This is a genomic window from Caballeronia glebae (assembly GCF_001545035.1).
GTDB lineage: Bacteria > Pseudomonadota > Gammaproteobacteria > Burkholderiales > Burkholderiaceae > Caballeronia > Caballeronia glebae.
Genome location: NZ_FCOJ02000027.1, coordinates 1 through 16,981, shown reverse-complemented (window position 1 = coordinate 16,981; position 16,981 = coordinate 1). Strand labels below are relative to the sequence as shown.

General features: G+C 64.1%; 16 protein-coding genes and 1 rRNA gene. 4 read left to right on the top strand and 13 right to left on the bottom strand.

The genetic code is table 11. The features are described from left to right. Positions 1–68: 68 nt before the first annotated feature. The 3 genes from AWB82_RS19170 (at position 69) to AWB82_RS19165 (ending at position 1,508) form a co-directional block, all read left to right on the top strand. Positions 69–683, top strand: coding sequence for a LysE family translocator (locus AWB82_RS19170; protein WP_086969966.1), 615 nt, complete (start codon positions 69–71; stop codon positions 681–683). 285 nt (positions 684–968) lie between these two features. Next, positions 969–1,136 (top strand): hypothetical protein, encoded by a 168-nt coding sequence (locus AWB82_RS37680; RefSeq protein WP_159462601.1) that lies wholly within the window; start codon positions 969–971, stop codon positions 1,134–1,136. Between the two features lie 210 nt (positions 1,137–1,346). Next, complete coding sequence (locus tag AWB82_RS19165) at positions 1,347–1,508, top strand: DUF1328 family protein (protein WP_008352793.1); 162 nt, start codon at positions 1,347–1,349, stop codon at positions 1,506–1,508. Between the two features lie 90 nt (positions 1,509–1,598). On the opposite strand, the gene AWB82_RS19160 is transcribed toward AWB82_RS19165, so the two are convergent. The 8 genes from AWB82_RS19160 to AWB82_RS19125 form a co-directional block, all read right to left on the bottom strand. After that, positions 1,599–2,708: a diguanylate cyclase gene (locus AWB82_RS19160; protein ID WP_086969965.1), complete on the bottom strand. Its 1,110-nt coding sequence runs from the start codon at positions 2,706–2,708 to the stop codon at positions 1,599–1,601. A gap of 45 nt (positions 2,709–2,753) precedes the next feature. Beyond that, on the bottom strand, positions 2,754–3,752 hold the full coding sequence (gene cheB, locus AWB82_RS19155; protein WP_086969964.1) for a chemotaxis response regulator protein-glutamate methylesterase: 999 nt from the start codon (positions 3,750–3,752) through the stop codon (positions 2,754–2,756). Beyond that, the gene (locus AWB82_RS19150; RefSeq protein WP_086969962.1) at positions 3,749–6,007 is read right to left on the bottom strand and encodes a hybrid sensor histidine kinase/response regulator; all 2,259 of its coding nucleotides are present in this window, start codon (positions 6,005–6,007) and stop codon (positions 3,749–3,751) included. The genes cheB and AWB82_RS19150 overlap by 4 nt, the downstream gene beginning before the upstream one ends. Then, positions 6,004–6,738, bottom strand: coding sequence for a chemotaxis protein CheW (locus AWB82_RS19145; RefSeq protein ID WP_086970066.1), 735 nt, complete (start codon positions 6,736–6,738; stop codon positions 6,004–6,006). Before AWB82_RS19145 ends, AWB82_RS19150 begins: the two co-directional genes overlap by 4 nt. Next, the gene (locus tag AWB82_RS19140) at positions 6,735–8,048 is read right to left on the bottom strand and encodes a CheR family methyltransferase (RefSeq protein ID WP_086969959.1); all 1,314 of its coding nucleotides are present in this window, start codon (positions 8,046–8,048) and stop codon (positions 6,735–6,737) included. Before AWB82_RS19140 ends, AWB82_RS19145 begins: the two co-directional genes overlap by 4 nt. Then, positions 8,045–8,515, bottom strand: a complete 471-nt coding sequence (locus tag AWB82_RS19135) for a chemotaxis protein CheW (RefSeq protein ID WP_086969957.1) — start codon at positions 8,513–8,515, stop codon at positions 8,045–8,047. The genes AWB82_RS19140 and AWB82_RS19135 overlap by 4 nt, the downstream gene beginning before the upstream one ends. A 12-nt stretch (positions 8,516–8,527) precedes the next feature. Beyond that, a complete protein-coding gene (locus AWB82_RS19130) occupies positions 8,528–10,153 on the bottom strand; it encodes a methyl-accepting chemotaxis protein (protein WP_086970064.1) in 1,626 nt (541 codons plus the stop codon). Between the two features lie 115 nt (positions 10,154–10,268). Then, the gene (locus tag AWB82_RS19125) at positions 10,269–11,438 is read right to left on the bottom strand and encodes an MBL fold metallo-hydrolase (RefSeq protein WP_086969955.1); all 1,170 of its coding nucleotides are present in this window, start codon (positions 11,436–11,438) and stop codon (positions 10,269–10,271) included. Positions 11,439–11,486: 48 nt separating this feature from the next. Between AWB82_RS19125 and AWB82_RS38355 the strand changes: the two genes are divergently transcribed. Further along, the gene (locus AWB82_RS38355) at positions 11,487–12,059 is read left to right on the top strand and encodes a hypothetical protein (RefSeq protein WP_235023350.1); all 573 of its coding nucleotides are present in this window, start codon (positions 11,487–11,489) and stop codon (positions 12,057–12,059) included. A 26-nt stretch (positions 12,060–12,085) separates the two neighbouring features. Here the strand turns inward: AWB82_RS38355 and AWB82_RS19115 are convergent, their stop codons facing one another. From AWB82_RS19115 to rrf, 5 genes are all read right to left on the bottom strand, one after another. Next, positions 12,086–12,853: an SDR family NAD(P)-dependent oxidoreductase gene (locus AWB82_RS19115; RefSeq protein ID WP_086969953.1), complete on the bottom strand. Its 768-nt coding sequence runs from the start codon at positions 12,851–12,853 to the stop codon at positions 12,086–12,088. A 10-nt stretch (positions 12,854–12,863) separates the two neighbouring features. Then, entirely contained in the window at positions 12,864–14,648 is a 1,785-nt protein-coding gene (locus AWB82_RS19110) for an IlvD/Edd family dehydratase (RefSeq protein ID WP_086969950.1), read from the bottom strand. Positions 14,649–14,766: 118 nt separating this feature from the next. Next, a complete protein-coding gene (locus AWB82_RS19105) occupies positions 14,767–15,807 on the bottom strand; it encodes a LacI family DNA-binding transcriptional regulator (RefSeq protein ID WP_086969948.1) in 1,041 nt (346 codons plus the stop codon). Between the two features lie 34 nt (positions 15,808–15,841). After that, positions 15,842–16,486, bottom strand: a complete 645-nt coding sequence (locus tag AWB82_RS19100) for a hypothetical protein (RefSeq protein ID WP_086969946.1) — start codon at positions 16,484–16,486, stop codon at positions 15,842–15,844. 176 nt (positions 16,487–16,662) lie between these two features. Further along, positions 16,663–16,775: ribosomal RNA gene (gene rrf, locus AWB82_RS19095) — 5S ribosomal RNA — on the bottom strand. Positions 16,776–16,981 lie beyond the last annotated feature (206 nt).

Here is a 16,981-nt window from a genome sequence, read left to right as displayed (position 1 = left end):
GTACCGGTACTGTACCGGAAACCTTACGTACACTTTGCGCTCATGAGTCATTCATTGCGGAGCGCGCCATGCCCATCGAACTTCTGAATGCCCTTCCCGCTGCCGCGCTGTTCGCGCTGGTGACGACGATCACGCCCGGACCGAACAACACGATGCTGCTCGCCTCGGGCGTCAACTTCGGGTTGAAGCGCACCGTGCCGCACGTGCTCGGCATCAGCGCGGGCATGGCGATTCTGATGATCGCGGTCGGTATCGGGCTCGCGCAGGCGTTCGAGCGTCTGCCGTTTCTGTACACGGTGCTCGAAGCGGCGAGCGTTGCGTATCTGCTGTATCTGGCCTGGAAAATCGGCACGTCGTCTTCGGTGCAGATGCGCGACGGCCAGGCTCGCCCGATGCGTTTTCACGAAGCAATCGCGTTCCAGTGGATCAATCCCAAAGCGTGGATGATGGTGCTCACCGCGGCGACGACCATCCACCTGCACGCGAGCCTCTCGCTGAACGCGGCGCTCATGGCGGTGGTGCTCGTCGTGATCGGCCTGCCGTGCATCACGATGTGGGCCGCGTTCGGCATGTCGCTGCGCCGCTTTCTCGCGAATCCGCGCCGGCTGCGCATGTTCAATCTCACGATGGCCGTGTTGCTGGTGCTGTCGCTGTATCCGATCGTCGCCCATTTTTTCGCTTGATGCGCCGACCGAAAAACGCGCGTGCTCTTTGCCTCGGCGCGCGTCCCGGTGCATACTGGTCCAACGCGCCGGCACGCAAAATCTGCCGTCCCGCTTGCAAGATTGGGACTGCATTTCTTTTTTTGTCAGCACGGTCTGTTCATCTTTCCGCCCGAAACGATCCTCAACTGATCCTTAAGCGATCCTTTAAGGCGGACTTTCAGCCCGGCGCGTACAAGCCTTGCTGGTCCGTTGGTTCGCGCCGAATCGTCGGCGCGGCTTTGAAATCTGTTCAAGGAGTACGCCATGTCTGGAGCCAATCGCCCGTCCGGTCCCGCCACGCGCAAATCCCTCGACCTAGCCGATCAGATCGAGCGCGATGAACTAGAGAACAATCTGCCGGATGCGCTCAACGGCGTCGACGACGAAGACGACGACGATCAAACCGACTCCGATCGCACACTAGGCCGTTAGCCTCCACAGCCAGGCCATCGCGCGGAAGCACGCGCGATCCGCAACGCCGCAATGCGTTTCATCATTGCGGCGTTTTTGCATCTTGAACGCGCCCGACGCCAGGCACGCTCGTTGCTTTGAACGATGCGCGTCAAAAATCCGATGCGCGAAAGCGGCGGCGCCGATCCGCCCGCATATCGACCGATCAACCGATCACCACGGGAGGGCAACATGCTCCGTTACGCTGTCATTTTCTTCATCATCGCGATCATCGCGGCCGTCTTCGGCTTCGGTGGAATTGCAACGGGCGCGGCGGAAATCGCCAAGATTCTGTTCTTCATCTTCATCGTGATCTTTCTGGCGACGTTGCTGCTCGGCGTGTTCAGGCGATGACGCGCTTCCTGCACGAAGCGCTGTAAATAGAAACGCGCGGACTTCATCGAAGGCCGCGCGTTTTTTCAATGCTTCATGCAGTGAATCGCGTCAGGTAACGATCACGCGATTCTTCCCGTCTCTCTTCGCGCGATAAAGCGCGAGGTCGGCGGCTTCCACGAGCTGTTTCGACGCATCGTCGTGCATGGCCGTATGCGTCGCCCCGCCGATACTGATCGTCACGCGCCCGCTCGACGAACCCGCATGCGGCAGGTCGAGCGCTTCGACCGCGATGCGTATCTTCTCCCCGAGCAAACGCAAGCTCGGCGCCGACGACGACAGCAGCACGACCGCGAACTCCTCGCCGCCGAAGCGCGCCGCGAGATCGGTGGGACTGCCGAGACTCGATTCGATCGTATGCGCGACGAGCTTCAGCACATCGTCCCCGGCGACGTGGCCATAGGTATCGTTGTACGACTTGAAGTTATCGACATCGATCATCAGAAAGCCGATGGCTGCATGCTCGCGTGCGGCGCGACGCCATTCGGCGTTCAGATAGTCATCGAGACGGCGACGATTCGACAAACCGGTTAGCCCATCCGAATGCGTCAGGCGCTGCAATTCCAGATTCGTTTCGAGCAGCTTCTGCTGCGACTGACGCAGCGCGCGATACGCTTCGTCGCGTTGCAGCAGGTTCTGATACGACCGCGAGTGATAGCGCACGCGCGCGACGAGCTCGATCGTATCGGGCAGCTTCACGAGGTAATCGTTCGCGCCCGCCGCGAACGCCGCGCTCTTGATGCGCGGCTCTTCCTTCGTCGAGAGCACGATGATGGGAATATCGCGCGTCGCCGGATGCTCGCGATACTGACGCACGAGCGTGAGGCCATCGACGCCGGGCATCACGAGATCCTGCAGAATCACCGTGGGCCGGGTTTCCTGCGCGGTGCGCAACGCATCTTCCGGATTGGCGCAGTAATGCAGATCGACGTTGGCCTCGTCCGCGAGCGCGCGACGCAGCGCCTCCGCGATGATCGCCTGATCGTCCACGAGCAATACCATTACCGGCAAGTCGGCCGCGGGCGGCGCGTTCAATGCGGCCGCGAGCAGATCGGACACGGCGCGCTCGTCCGCCATCGCACGCGAGCCCGCGCGCTCGATGCTCGCGGTCGCGGCCCGCTTCGCGCGCTCGGCCAGCGGATCGGGATGAGGAAGTTTCATGAATGGGTCCTTGGTCGGGTACTCATCTATTGATTCGTTATCCTATTAGTCAAACGCAGTGGCGATCGCATGCGCGATGCGCGGTAGCGGCAGAATCGACGCGGCCGCATCGAGCGCGGCCGCCGCCTTCGGCATGCCGTACACCGCGCTCGTCGCCTCGTCCTGCGCGATCGTGTGATAACCCTTCGCGCGCATCGCCTTCAGTCCGATCGCGCCATCGCGACCCATGCCGGTCAGGAGCACGCCGATCGCACGGCCCGTCCAGCGCGCGGTCACGCTCTGAAAAAACACGTCGACGGACGGGCGATAAGGCAATTGCTCCGGATGCGCGGTATAACCGAGGCGCGTGGCATCGGCGAAGTGGAGATGATCGTTGGTCGCGGCGAGCAGCACTTCGCCCGACACGGGCCTGTCGCCTTCGCGCGCGACGCGCACGGGCAGCGCCGATTGCGCGTCGAGCCATTGCGCCATGCCTTCGGCGAACGCGCGATCCACGTGCTGCACGATGACGATCGCCGCCGCGAACTGCTTCGGCAACGCGCCGAGCAGTGTCGCGAGCGCCGCCGGGCCGCCCGCCGACGCGCCTATCGCGACGAGCCGCGCCTGGCTCTTCGGCACGCTCAGCGCGCTTGCCGACGGCGCATTGAACGACGCGAGCCGCGCGCCGATCTGATCGATCTTCGCAATCAGCGCCGCCGCGCCGCGACGCGCATCGGCGCCCGCGAGCGCGGGGGTATCGACGGCATCGAGCGCGCCCGCGCCCATCGCTTCATACACGCGCCATGCGTTCGCTCCGACATCCACGGTGACGACGAGAATGGCGCACGGCGAACGCGCCATGATGGTCCGCGACGCCTGCACGCCATCGACGTTCGGCATCACGAGGTCCATCAGCACGACATCGGGCGTGTGCGTCGCGCAATAGTCGATGGCCTGCTGGCCGTCGTGCGCGACCCATGCGATCTCGAAGTCGGGCCGCGCCGCGAGCGCGCGGCGCAACGCTTCGACGGCCAACGCGACGTCGTTCGCTATGCCGATCTTCATGACTTCGCCTCGCCGATGAGATCGCGCACCGCATCGATGAGCGCCTGATCGTGGAAGCTGCCTTTCGCGAGGTAATAGTCCGCGCCCGCGTCGAGGCCGCGTTGACGATCTTCCGCGCGATCCTTGTACGACACGATCATCACCGGCAACGCGCCGAGTTGCGCATCGCGCTTGATCAGCGTGACGAGTTCGATGCCGTCGAGTCGCGGCATGTCGATGTCGGTGATGACGAGATCGAAGCGCTCGCCGCGCACCGCGTTCCAGCCGTCCATGCCATCGACCGCGACGGACACGTCGTAGCCGCGCGACGCGAGCAGCTTGCGTTCGAGCTCGCGCACGGTGAGCGAATCGTCGACGACGAGCACGCGCTTCGCACTCGCCACGCGCGAGCGCGAAGCGTTCGCCCCGACGCGCCCGAGTTCGCCGCTGCCGACGAGCTTTTCCACCGAGCGCAGCCAGTCGTCGAGATCCGCGATGAGCAGCGGATCGCCGTTCTCCATCAGCGCGCCCGCCGCGATGTTGCGCACCTTGCCGAGGCGTTTGTCGAGCGGTTGCACGACGAGCATGCGCTCGCCGAGAAAGCGGTCGACGACGATGCCGTAACTCGCCGCGCCCTGCCCGATCACGACGACGTTGAGCGCATCGCTCGCGGCTTCGAAAGCGGCGGTCTGCAAGATCTGGTGCGCGGTGACGAGACCGACGCGTTTGCCGTCGAAGGAGAAATGCTGCTGACCTTCGAGCACGTCGATGGCGCTCGCGGGCAGCACCAGCGTGCGCGCGACATGCGCGAGCGGCAGTCCATACGGCTCGCCCGCCACTTCGACGATCAGGCTGCGAATGACCGAAAGCGTCAACGGCAATTGCAGCGCGATGCGCGTGCCCGCATGCGTTTCCTGCGTCACGCGCACGCTGCCGCGCACTTGCCGCACGACGTCCTGCACCGCATCGAGGCCGACGCCGCGACCGGATACATCGGTGACGGCGTCACGCATCGAAAAGCCCGGCAGAAAGAGGAATTCGAGCAGTTCGGCTTCGGTGAGACGCGCGGCGGTATCATCGCTCGCGAGGTTCTTGCGCACGACCGCGCGCCGCAATGCATCCAGATCGACGCCCGCGCCGTCGTCGGACACGCTGATGAAAAGCGAACCCGCGCTATGGCGCGCGTCGAGCGTGATCGTGCCGGTTTCGGGCTTGCCCAAAGCGCGGCGCAGCGCGGGCGGCTCGATGCCGTGATCGACCGCGTTGCGCAACAAATGGCCGAGCGGCGCATCGAGCAGATCGAGAATGTCGCGATCGACCTGCGTCGTCTCGCCCGCGATGACGAGACGCACGTCCTTGCCTAATCCGCGCGCGACGTCTCGCACCATGCGCGCGAAACCGCCCGTTGCATCGACGAAAGGACGCATGCGGCACGCGAGCGCTTCGTCGTAGATCTGTTGCGCGAGATGCGTCGAGCGGCGATCGAAGTTTTCCAGTTCGGCCAGACGCTCGCTCAATTGACGATGCGCTTGCTCCGCGAGGCGACGCACTTCATCGAGCGCGGCGTGAGCGCGGGCATCGAGTGGCGCGGCGTTTGATTCGGTCAGCGTCTCGTGCAGACGTTCGAGCGCGCGGTTCGCATCGTGCTGAATGCGCTTCACGCGCAGCATCGACTGCGAAAACGGCTTCAGCCAGCGCGATTCGACGAGCGATTCGCCCGAGTGGCTCAGCAAGCGATCGAGCGTGTCGGCGCGCACGCGCAGCATGCGTGTTTCGTTCGTGCGCGAAGGTGTCTGGACTGGCTCGGGCGTTTCATCCAGCGGCTTCGTCAGCGTGAGTTCCCGTGAGAGATCGAGCGCATCGTCATGCGCCGCGTGGCCTTCGATACGCGCGTTGAGGCCTTCGACGAACGCATCGACTTCGCGTTCGAGCGTGGTCTGCGCATCGGCCTCGCGCGCCTCGCCTATCTGTACGATCAGATCGACGCCGCGCAACAGCATGTCGATATAACCCGCATCGAGCACGACGCGCCCTTCCTGCGCCGCGACGAAGCAATCCTCCATCACATGCGCAAGCGTCACGCCGAGCGGCACGCCGACCACGCGCGCGGCGCCCTTCAGCGAATGCGCGGCGCGCATGCTCGCTTCGAGCGTGACCGGATCGCGCGGCGCACGTTCGAGCGCGATGAGGCCATCGGAAAGAATCTGCGCCTGCCCGCGCGCTTCCTCCTGAAAGAGTTCCAGCAATGACGAACGGCCCGGATCGATGTTCGTCACGTGAGGCTCCGGTTCAGGCTGTCGATGAGACGATCGGCATCGAGCAGGCCGACGGTCGCGTCGCGGAATGCGGCGACCGCGTGCGCATGCGATGACAGGCGCTGTGAGAGCGTCGCGGGCACGGGCTGAAGCTGCGCTTGCGTGAAGCGATGCACGCCGTCGACGGCATCGACGGGAAAGGCGATCGGGCCTTCATGATCGCCGCTCGCGTGATGATCGCGGCTCGGCGCGCGTTCGATGACGAGCAGGCGTCCAAGCTCGCGCGTATCGATGGCCCGGTTGCTCGACGCGTCGTGCGCGGCGCGCTCTTCAATGCCGAAGAGCCGCGCGAGCGAAGCGCACACGATCAATCTGCCGCGCACGTTCACGACGCCCAGCACCGCGCGATGCCGCCGATGCGGCAGCGTATGCACCGGGCGCGTTTGCGCCACTTGTGCGCAGACGGTCGTCGGCAAACCGAGCCATTCGCCCCCGATGCGAAACACGAGGTACGAGAGCGTGTTGCTTTGGTCGCCGTTGCGCGTCACGTTCGACGATGCCGCACTCGACTGTTCGATCGACGTGCGCGCCTGCACGCGATCGAGCACGCGCGACGCCGCTTCATCGTGAACGGGGCAATTGCGGCAATGCACGTAGCCTTCGAGCTTCGGGCACGACGCATCGCCACGCACGCCGATGCGGTTCCAGCAATCGTCGATGTCGATCGCAAGGTCGATGTCGCGGGCATTCATCGCGCGCACTCCGTGACGCGTTGCGCACGCGCCAGCAGCAGACGCGCACCGCTTTCATCGCCGTCGAGCGAGAGGCACGCGGCCAGATGCGTGAGCGCTTCGCGATGTGCGGGATCGAGATACAGCGCGCGACGATAATGCCCGCGCGATGCTTGATGTTCGCCACGCGCATCGGCGATCACGCCAAGCAGATAGTACGCATCCGCGTTCGATGGATGCGCTTGCAGATACGCGTGCGCGACGCTCGCCGCGGCGTCGAGTTGGCCGGCATCGGCGAGTTCGCGCGCGTGCGCGAGATCGGCCGCCGGCGCGGGTTCTTTGGGCGCTTCCTCACGCGGCATCGCGGACGGCATCGCACGGACGGCAGGCGGCGCGCTCGCCCATGCGGGCAACACGAACGCGCGCTTCATCGGCGGCAAGGGTTTCGCGATGATCTGCGGAACCGGCCACGCGCCATTGAAGGCATTCGCACGTCCGCTTCCGGGCCGGTTGAACGCAAAGGCGAGCGGAATGTTCGCGGACCTCATGCCTTCGCGCATCAAAAGACCCGTCTCCGCCGGACCCACGAATAACGTGCCGCCTTGCGCGAGCAATCCATCGAGCACGCGCAGGACGGCGCATTGCGTGTCGCGATCGAAATAGATCAGCACGTTGCGGCACAAAATGAAATCGAAGCGCTCGAACGCGTGCGTATCGAGTTGCAGCAGATTGGCTTGCGAGAAACGCACGCTTTGCGCGACAGCGGGATCGAGTTGCCAGCCGCCGTCGATCGCGCGGAAATGACGGTCGCGAAAATCGAGCGCGCGTCCGCGAAACGCGTTGCGTCCGTAATGCGCGCGACGCGCGATGGCGAGCGCGCGCTCGCTCACGTCGATCGCATCGACAGTGAAGCGCTCGGCGGGAACGCCCGCTTCGATCAGCGCCATTGCAACGGTATAGGCTTCCTCGCCGGTCGAGCACGGCGCGCTCAGCACGCGCACCGGTTTCGCGGGCCGTTCGTGCAGACGCACGCGCGCCAGACGCGCGAGCGCGGCGAAGGCTTCGGGATCGCGAAAGAACCATGTCTCCGGCACGACCACCGCTTCGATCAGTTCCTGCATGCACGCGTGATCTTGCGTCAACGCGCGATAGTAATCGTCGAGCGTGCCGCCTTGTTCGTCGCGCCACAGGTTGTAGCGCTCGCGCACCGCGCGCGAAACGGCGTTCGCGCCGATCGATTCCGCATCGAGTCCGATCGTGCGATGCAATAGCTCGATGAAGCGACCGATGCCGAAGACTTCGTCGGCGAAGGCGCTCGGCAGCGCGCTCATGCTTCGCTCCCGGCGAAGAGCAGCGCGTGCACGTCATCGGGCAAAAGATGCTCGATGCGGACCCATTGCAACAGCCCTTGCTCGTCACGCGTGAGCGGACCGAGATAGCGCGCGTGCGGCGTGTCGATGCCCGCATCGGCGAACGAAGCGGCATCGAACGTGACGGTGCGCGTCGCCTGTTCGAGCACGAGACCGAGCCGATGATGCACCCTCGCGCCATCGCCGCCGCGACGCGGATACGCGACGAGCGCGAGCCGCGTCGACAGTCTCTCGTGCGATGGACGCGTAAGCGCGAGCGCGGCGATATCGATGACAGGCACACTCGCGCCTTCGTAGTCGAGCACGCCCGCGACCCATGCGGGCGCGCCCGGCAGAGCCTTCAGTGGCGCGAGCGGCAGCATGCGTTCGACCTGCGCGCTGTCGAGCAGATAGCGGTCGGTCCCGAGCGTGAACTGGATGAAAAGCATCGCGGCCCGGCCTTAAGCGGCGACCTTGAAGCGCGACACGCCGGTACGCAGGCCGTTCGCGACATGCGTGAGATCGTCGATCGCCTGCGACGACTGGCGCAGCGACTCGGCCGTCTGCTGCGCGGCTTCGGAGAGTTGCGAGAGCGCCTGCGAAATCTGGTCCGCGCCGGTGGCCTGCGTCTGCATGCCTTCGTTGATCATCGAGACACGCGGCGCGAGCGTCTGCACCTGATGGATGATCTGCGAAAGCTGTCCGCCCACTTGCTGCACGTCGAGCATGCCGCGGCGCACTTCCTCGGAGAATTTGTCCATGCCCATCACGCCCGCGGCGACGGCCGATTGAATCTCCTTCACCATCTGCTCGATGTCGAACGTGGCGACGGCGGTCTGATCGGCGAGACGGCGAATCTCGGTGGCGACGACCGCGAAGCCGCGCCCGTACTCGCCGGCTTTCTCCGCTTCGATCGCCGCGTTCAGTGAAAGCAGATTAGTTTGATCTGCAACTTTCGTGATGGTCGCGACGACCTGATTGATGTTGCCCGCTTTCTCGTTGAGGATCGCGAGCTTGCCGTTCACCGAGCCGGCCGCTTCCATCACGAGGCGCATGGTTTCCTCCATGCGCGTGAGTCCCGCCTGGCCCGTGCCCGCGAGCGCCGCCGACTGCTCCGCCACGCCCGACACTTCGTTCATCGTGCGCACGAGATCGCGCGCGGTCGCGAAAATCTCTCGCGAGGTCGCGCCGATTTCGGTCGTCGTCGCCGCCGTTTCGCTCGCGGTGGCCTGCTGTTCGCGCGCGGTCGCGGCGATCTCCGATACCGACGTCGTCACCTGCACAGCCGATTTCTGCGCCTGGCCGACGAGACCCGTGAGCTCGTCGGTCATGCGGTTGAAGCCCGCCTCCAGCGTGCCGAACTCGTCGCGGCGCGCGAGCGCGAGGCGCTGCGTGAGATCGCCGGTGCGCATCTTGTCGACGACATCGACCATGCGCAGCATCGGCACCGTCAGCGCTTTCATCAGCATGAAGCCGAGCACCGCCGCCGCCGCGATCGCAATCAGCATGATGACGATGAGCGTCGCCTCCGATTTCTGCACCGAGCCGCGAATGCTTTCCACCGATTTCGCGTTGAAGGTTTCGTTGTGCTCGACGAGCGCGCGCGTCGCGGCCTGCCCCGCTTCCCAGGCCGGCGTGAGACGCGTGTTGAAGGTTGCGACGGCCGCGTCCTTCGAACTTGCGAGTTCGCGCAGCGCCTGATCCTGCACCGGAACGTAGAGGTCGCGCTGGCGCTTGAAGTCGTTGAAGAGGCGGCGGTCTTCGTCTTCGAAGATGGTGGGCACGTAGGCGTCCATCAACTTGTCGACGCTCGCGCGCGTTTCGGTGAGACGCTGCGTGTCGCGGCGGATCTGCTCCGCGTCGTTGTCGATGAAGACGAGCCGCTGCGTGATCGTGTAATTCTCGAACCACGCCGCGCGAAGATCGCTGGAGAGCGCGAAGCCGAGCATCGAATCGTCTTCGAGGCTCTTCGCTTCGCGATCGATTCCGCCGAGCAGCGTGTACGACAGTGCGGCCATGACCAGCATCAAGCTAAGAATGATGCCGAAGCTCGCCAGAATGCGATGCCGAATGGATAGTTGCTTCACGCGTTTGAGCCTATCAGTGGATAAAGACGATCGCCGCGCCGAGCGCGCCTCGATCATGAGACGCCTCGATTGCAGGATGAATTACCGCGCGTGAATGACGCGCCGTCAGACCGTGTTAACGACCGATTGTGGCGGCGCTTGAGTTCGGCGTGTCGAGATGAATCATTTCGCCGTGTTTCAGCACGGTGAATGCGTCCGCAGGCAGACCGGCGCGGCGCACGGCTTCGGCCAGACGATGCGGCGGTTCGTCGAGCGGCTCGTCGGTCAGCTCGAACGAGCCCCAGTGAATGCCGATCGCTTTCTTCGCGTGAATGTCCTGGAAGACGCGCACCGCTTCCTCGGGATCGACGTGCTGCGCGTGCATGAACCAGCGCGGCTCGTAGGCGCCGATCGGAATGAGCGCGAGATCGAAGCCGCCGAAACGCGCGCCGATATCGCGGAAGTCCGGCGAATAACCCGTGTCGCCCGCGAAGTAAAACGAATACGGGTGCGCCGCGCCGGCCGGCGTCTTCACGACCCAGCCGCCCCACAGCGTTTCCGCGCGGTCGAACGGCGTGCGCGCGGACCAGTGCTGGCTTGGCACGAACCAGATATCGAGGCCGGCGGCGTGGGTCTCGTCGCTCCAGTCGAGTTCTTCCACGTTCGTCACGCCAATATCGTTCATCCATTGCTTGATGCCGAGCGGCACGAGAAAGCGCGGCGGCCCGCCCGGCTGGCCGGCGAGCGCTTCGATGCTCGGCTTGTCGAGATGATCGTAGTGATTGTGCGAGATCAGCACGATGTCGATATGCGGCAGCTCGTCGAGCGTGAGACCGGGCGGCGTCTTGCGCTTCGGACCGACGAACGAGAATGGCGAAGCGCGTTCGGAAAACACGGGATCGGTGAGGATGTTCACGCCGTCGATCTGCACCAGTGCGCTCGCGTGACCGATCCACGTGAGCGTGTCGGCGGTGCGGTTGGCCTTGAGCCACGCGATGTCGGGATGCGCCATCGGAAACCCATATCCGTTCGCGGGCGGTTTCGGCAATCCCTGCGTGAAGCGCTCCCAGCGCCACTTCAAAAACGATTCGCGCGGCAAATTCCCGTAGTTGTTTTCATAGCCCGATGAGGTGCGCTTCGCGTGATGCAGCGGCTGCGGCTGTTTACTTTTCTGTTGCTGTTGCGACGCGGCTTCCTGGCTGCGCGCCGGCGTGCCCGACGAGCATCCCGCGAGCAACGCGAGCGCGCACAACGCGACGTGAGGACGTCGGGCGAACACATCGGAGCAAAAAGCGGAAAGTTGCATGTTTTGACGGTTTGCGCACCTCGCGGGGCATTCGATTGTACGGAATGCATGGAAAGCGCGCTGCCCGCGCTTTCGTCGGATGACCGGAAGGCCCGCCTTGCGCCGCGCCCCGCAAGGCAAGGCGGAGCGATTCATCGCCTGAAGGCGCAGTCGGCCCGCTTCTTGCATTCAATCGCCTCAGCGCCAAAACGAGGCGCTATCGAAAATCCAATCGCGGCGCGTGCTTTTTTTTCGGATGCGGACATCGCATTCCGGCACGTAGCGGCCAGTGTCAAAGACGGGGGCGTCATGAGTGGCAGTCAAAAAATAAACGCAATAAACACGTTCAACCCGCAATTGCACACGATGCACGCGATGCTGGTTTCGCGCACCGCATCTCATCTGGCAAGCGCAATGCGTCCCGAAGGCCGCGACGAGGCGCTCGTGGGAGGCATCACGGAGGTCATCGCCCATTGCGGGCATGCGGGGCTCGGCCTCTTTCTCGCGGCGATCTGGCATTGGCTCGACGAACGCGACTACCACGAAGCCGCCGACGCCGTGCAGCACTACATCGAAAGCGGCACGATGCCGACGGTCAAGGCGACGCCGAAAGTGGTCCGGCGGCGCGACGTGCGCGTGTGAAGCGTGGATCAGCCGCCGTTATGTCGTTACGTCCCGAACCATCCGGCATCGACGTAATAGTCGCGCGCGGTGCAGCGGGCCGAATCGTCGGATGCGAGGAATAGCACCATCCGCGCGATGTGTTCTGGGTCGATCCGCTCATGCAGGCATTGCTGCGCGAGAAGCTTCGCCTCGCTCTCGGGCGACTGCCATAGCTTCATCTGACGCGGTGTGCGCACCGCGCCCGGAATCACCGTGTTCACGCGAATGCCGTGCGCGCCGAGTTCGCGCGCAAGACCGCGCGTGAGCCCTTCGATCGCGGCCTTCGCGGTCATGTAGAGCGTGAGATCGGGCAGCGCGAGATGCCATGAAATCGAGCCCATGTTCACGATCGAGCCGTGCCGTTGCGCGCGCATGCGCTTTGCCGCCGCCTGCGCGCAGAAGAACTGATGCCGCAGATTCACGGCCATGCGTTCGTCCCAGTATGCGGCGCTCACGTCGTCCCACTGATGACGGTCGTCGCTCGCGGCATTGTTCACCAGCACGTCGATGGAACCGGCAACGTCCACGATCTCGCCAAAGGTTTTCTCGATAGCATTTGCATCGCGCAAATCGCAATGCAGAAACTGCGGCGTATGCTTCTCGCTTGCGAGCGTCTGTTCGAGTTGCCGCGAATCGGCCTCGGCAACGTCGATGAAGAACACGCGCGCGCCCTGCTTCGCGAACGCCTCGACGATCGCCGCGCCGATGCCGCTGCCGCCGCCCGTCACGACAACACGCTTGCCCGCAAGACTCGGATAGATGGCATAGGACATGGCGGCTCGCTCAGTGTGAGTGACGCGGATTGCCGCGCGTTTCGATGACCTTCAGATACAGCGTCGCGGGCTCCAGACATCCGCCGGTCGACAACTGTCCGACCGTCTGCCGATACAACTCCTGCCACGGCGTCTGCGCAACCGGCGCGGCGAATGCGGATTGTGCGCGGCGGCTTTCGAGCTCGGCTTCATCGAGCAGCACGTTCACGCTGCGCGCGTTCAGATCGACGCGAATCCTGTCGTTCGTGCGCAGCAGCGCGAGACCGCCGCCGACAGCCGCTTCGGGCGACATGTTGAGAATCGACGGGCTCGCGGACGTGCCGCTTTGCCGGCCGTCGCCCATGCAGGGCAGCGAATCGATGCCGCGCTTGATCAACTCGGCGGGCGGCGCCATATTCACGACTTCCGCGCTGCCGGGATAACCCACGGTGCCGCAACCGCGAATCACGAGAATGCATTGCTCGTCGATTTCGAGCGACGGATCGTTGATGCGCGCATGGTAGTCCTCGGGGCCGTCGAAGACGATCGCGCGGGCTTCGAACATGTTCTCCGCGCCCGGCGCGCTCAGATAGGTTTTCCTGAACGCATCGCCGACGACCGACATCTTCATGATGGCGCTATCGAAGAAGTTGCCCGACAGGACCACGAAGCCCGCGCCGTGTTTCAGCGGATCGCCGGCGGTGCGGATGACTTCGTTGTCGGCGGCGGGGGCATCGCTTGCAATCTCGCCGATCGTGCGGCCCGATACCGTCAGACAATCGCGCTCGATGAGTCTCGCTTCGTCGAGTTGCCGGATCACTGCGGGCACTCCGCCCGAGCGATGAAAGCTCTCACCGAGATATTCGCCCGCGGGCATGCAGTTCACGATGAGCGGCACTTGCTCGCCGTGGCGCTGCCAGTCGTCGAGACTCAACTCGATGCCCATGTGCCGCGCAATCGCGATCAGATGCGGCGGGCAATTCGTCGATGCGCCCAGCGCCGATGCGACGACGATCGCGTTGATAAAAGCATCGCGCGTCATGATCTTCGACGGCTTCAGATCCTCGCGCACCATGTCGACGATGCGCTTGCCCGTGGCATACGCCATCTGTCCGCGCTCGCGATACGCGGCTGGAATGCTCGCGCACGTCGGCAAGGACATGCCGAGCGCTTCGGCGATGCTGTTCATCGAGAGCGCCGTGCCCATCGTGTTGCAATGGCCGATCGAAGGCGACGATGCGGTCGTCAGGCGCATGAAGCCTTCATAGTCGATCTCGCCCGCTGCGAGCAGATTGCGCGCGTGCCAGATCACCGTGCCCGAACCGACGCGCTTGCCTTCGTACCATCCGTCGAGCATCGGGCCGCCCGACAGGACGATCGCCGGCATGTCGACGGTGGCCGCCGCCATCAGGCACGCGGGCGTGGTCTTGTCGCACCCGGTGGTGAGCACCACGCCATCGAGCGGAAAGCCGTGCAGGATTTCGACGAGGCCGAGGTAGGCGAGATTGCGGTCCAGCGCGGCGGTCGGACGACGGCTCTGCTCCGCGAGCGGATGCACGGGAAATTCCATCGGAATGCCGCCGGCATCGCGAATACCCGCCTTCGTGCGCGCGGCAAGTTCGATGTGGTGACGATTGCACGGCGCGAGATCGCTGCCGGTCTGCGCAATGCCGATGATCGGGCGACCCGACTGCAACTCCTCGCGCGTCAGCCCGTAGTTCATGAAGCGCTCGACGTATAGCGCGGTCATGTCGGCGTGCGAGGGATCGTCGAACCACTCCTGGCTGCGCAGGCGCTTGAGATTCTGTTGGGGCATGGGAATGTCTCTCCTTGATTCACAGTCGTTCGGCATGAGCGCCGACGCTGTTTGTTATGTTCAAGTTACCGGTAACATTTCGGACCATGTTAGCACGCATTCGCCGCACTGCTTCGGCTCAGGCACTCGCGCGCGGCACCACAGAATACGCGACACGCACGCGCTTGCCGGCCGGTCCCGCGACGCCCTGATCGCGCGCTTCCAGCGCCGCAAGCAAGGTCTCGCCCGTGCGCAAGCCGATGCCGTATGCGTCGACGGAAACCGTCGTGATCGATGGCGTGCAGCACGCGGCCACTTCGAAATTACCGAAGCCCGCGACGGCGATATCGTCCGGCACAACGAGGCCGCGCCGGTGACACTCCATTATCGCGCCGAACGCGGACATGTCGCTCACGCACATCACGGCTTGCGTGTCGGGCCAGGCTTCGAGCAGCGCGGCCATTGCGGGGCCGCCGTGACTCATCGTGATGGGCGAATCGCCCAGACGAATGATGCGTCGATCGTCGAGGCCGAGCGCCTTCATCTGCGCCCGAAAGCCCTTCAGACGATCCAGCCCGCGACGGTCCAGCTCGCTCGCCCCGCCCAGAAAGCCGATGCGTTCATAGCCCTGGTCCGCCAGATACCGCACCATTTCGCGTGCGGCGCTGCTGTTGGAGAAACCGACGGCGGCATCGATCGGATCGGAAGGTGAATCCCACATTTCCACGACGGGTACGCCGGAGCGACGCAAAAGCGTGCGCGTCGCCTCCGTATGACGCGAGCCCGTCAACGCGATGCAGCGCGGTTGATGACGCAGCATCGAGCGCACGAGCCGTTCCTCACGATCCAGATCGTAGTCCGTGTCGCCGATCAGCAATTGCAGACCGTGCGGTTCGAGCGAAGCGGAAAGGCCGCGTACCGTGTCGGAAAAGTTGGAACTTGCGAGCGAGGGCACCAGGACGGCAACGAATTCCGAACGACCGGACGATAAAGCACCGGCGGCGGCATCGGCGACGTAGCCGAGTTCGTCGATTGCTTTCTGCACGCGCTCGCGCGTCGCCAGCGCAACGCTGTGGCCGGCGAGCACGCGCGATACGGTCATCTTCGAAACGCCGGCGAGGCGCGCGACGTCGGACATGCGCGGCGGGCCGGCGGAACGATCGAAGGTGGATGTCGGCATGCGTCGATTGGCGTGGCGTAACGTCGAGTCGAGTTCAGTCGACCCGAACCCAGCCGTTCTCGCGCTGCTCCAGAATGATGTGCAGTTTCGTCTCGCCGGCTTCGCGGTCGGAGGCGGTCACTTCCGGGAAGGCGCGCTTGATGTCGCGATCGTCGACCCAGGGCGCCACGTTTTCGAGCTTGTAGGTGTAGGTGACGTCGGAACGGTGAGCGGTCGGATCAGGCTCGGTCCAGCCAACGACCTTGTCCAGCTTGACGTGCGCATAGCAGAGCATCCAGGCGCGCGGATCGCTCGTTGCGTTGGGATCGCTGGCGGGTCGATTGGTCTCGACCGCGTACTTCTGCCCTTCGCCAGTGAGGCTATACGCGAGGCCATTCTGCTTGGCGCTGGCGTTCGCGGGTGTCGGCGCCGCGCGCGCGATGAGTCCGCTCTTCTCTAGCGCCGCGAGCTGTTCGCGCAGCGCGCCAGCCGAATACTCGTTGAGGTCGCGGTTGCTATAGACCGATGGGAACGCGTATACACCTCGACCGCTACGATTCAGGCATAGCAAACCGCGGTTCGTTTTCATGTCGGCGGAAATCGCGTCGCCCAGGCTCGACTCGTTTGCGTCGTTCTTCTTGCCGCACGCCGCGAAAAGCAAGGTTGCGCTGACAGCAGCAATCAACAGGCTCGTTCTCATATGCGCTCCGGAAAGGGTCGGCATGACGGGTACAACCTTTCGACGCCATTCTACCGACTGAAACCGCGCATCGGAGACGGGATGATGTCAGTTCGGACTCAGTCGATGCAAATCACGCGCCCCAAACGCAAAAACCCCACCTTTTAGGGGTGGGGTTTTGGCTTTCAGCATGAGGAGCCTGACGATTACCTACTTTCACACGGGAACCCGCACTATCATCGGCGTGGAGTCGTTTCACGGTCCTGTTCGGGATGGGAAGGGGTGGGACCGACTCGCTATGGTCATCAGGCATGACTTGTTGTTGTGGGCCTGTGGGCGCACAACCAATCTGGGAAGAAGCGGTAAAGAATTCGGGTGGCGATTGTTGCACGCGCGTTACTCGCCAGCGGGGTGCATGAAGCACGCAAATACGCACTCGACACGCACGCAAACACACTGGTTATAGGATCAAGCCTTACGGGCAATTAGTATCAGTTAGCTCAATGCATTACTGCA

Coding starts and splice junctions, on each gene's coding strand:
- AWB82_RS19170 (WP_086969966.1), top strand. CDS start 69: ATGCCCATCGAACTTCTGAATGCCCTTCCCGCTGCCGCGCTGTTCGCG.
- AWB82_RS37680 (WP_159462601.1), top strand. CDS start 969: ATGTCTGGAGCCAATCGCCCGTCCGGTCCCGCCACGCGCAAATCCCTC.
- AWB82_RS19165 (WP_008352793.1), top strand. CDS start 1,347: ATGCTCCGTTACGCTGTCATTTTCTTCATCATCGCGATCATCGCGGCC.
- AWB82_RS19160 (WP_086969965.1), bottom strand. CDS start 2,708: ATGAAACTTCCTCATCCCGATCCGCTGGCCGAGCGCGCGAAGCGGGCC.
- cheB (WP_086969964.1), bottom strand. CDS start 3,752: ATGAAGATCGGCATAGCGAACGACGTCGCGTTGGCCGTCGAAGCGTTG.
- AWB82_RS19145 (WP_086970066.1), bottom strand. CDS start 6,738: ATGAATGCCCGCGACATCGACCTTGCGATCGACATCGACGATTGCTGG.
- AWB82_RS19140 (WP_086969959.1), bottom strand. CDS start 8,048: ATGAGCGCGCTGCCGAGCGCCTTCGCCGACGAAGTCTTCGGCATCGGT.
- AWB82_RS19135 (WP_086969957.1), bottom strand. CDS start 8,515: ATGCTTTTCATCCAGTTCACGCTCGGGACCGACCGCTATCTGCTCGAC.
- AWB82_RS19125 (WP_086969955.1), bottom strand. CDS start 11,438: ATGCAACTTTCCGCTTTTTGCTCCGATGTGTTCGCCCGACGTCCTCAC.
- AWB82_RS38355 (WP_235023350.1), top strand. CDS start 11,487: ATGGAAAGCGCGCTGCCCGCGCTTTCGTCGGATGACCGGAAGGCCCGC.
- AWB82_RS19115 (WP_086969953.1), bottom strand. CDS start 12,853: ATGTCCTATGCCATCTATCCGAGTCTTGCGGGCAAGCGTGTTGTCGTG.
- AWB82_RS19110 (WP_086969950.1), bottom strand. CDS start 14,648: ATGCCCCAACAGAATCTCAAGCGCCTGCGCAGCCAGGAGTGGTTCGAC.
- AWB82_RS19105 (WP_086969948.1), bottom strand. CDS start 15,807: ATGCCGACATCCACCTTCGATCGTTCCGCCGGCCCGCCGCGCATGTCC.
- AWB82_RS19100 (WP_086969946.1), bottom strand. CDS start 16,486: ATGAGAACGAGCCTGTTGATTGCTGCTGTCAGCGCAACCTTGCTTTTC.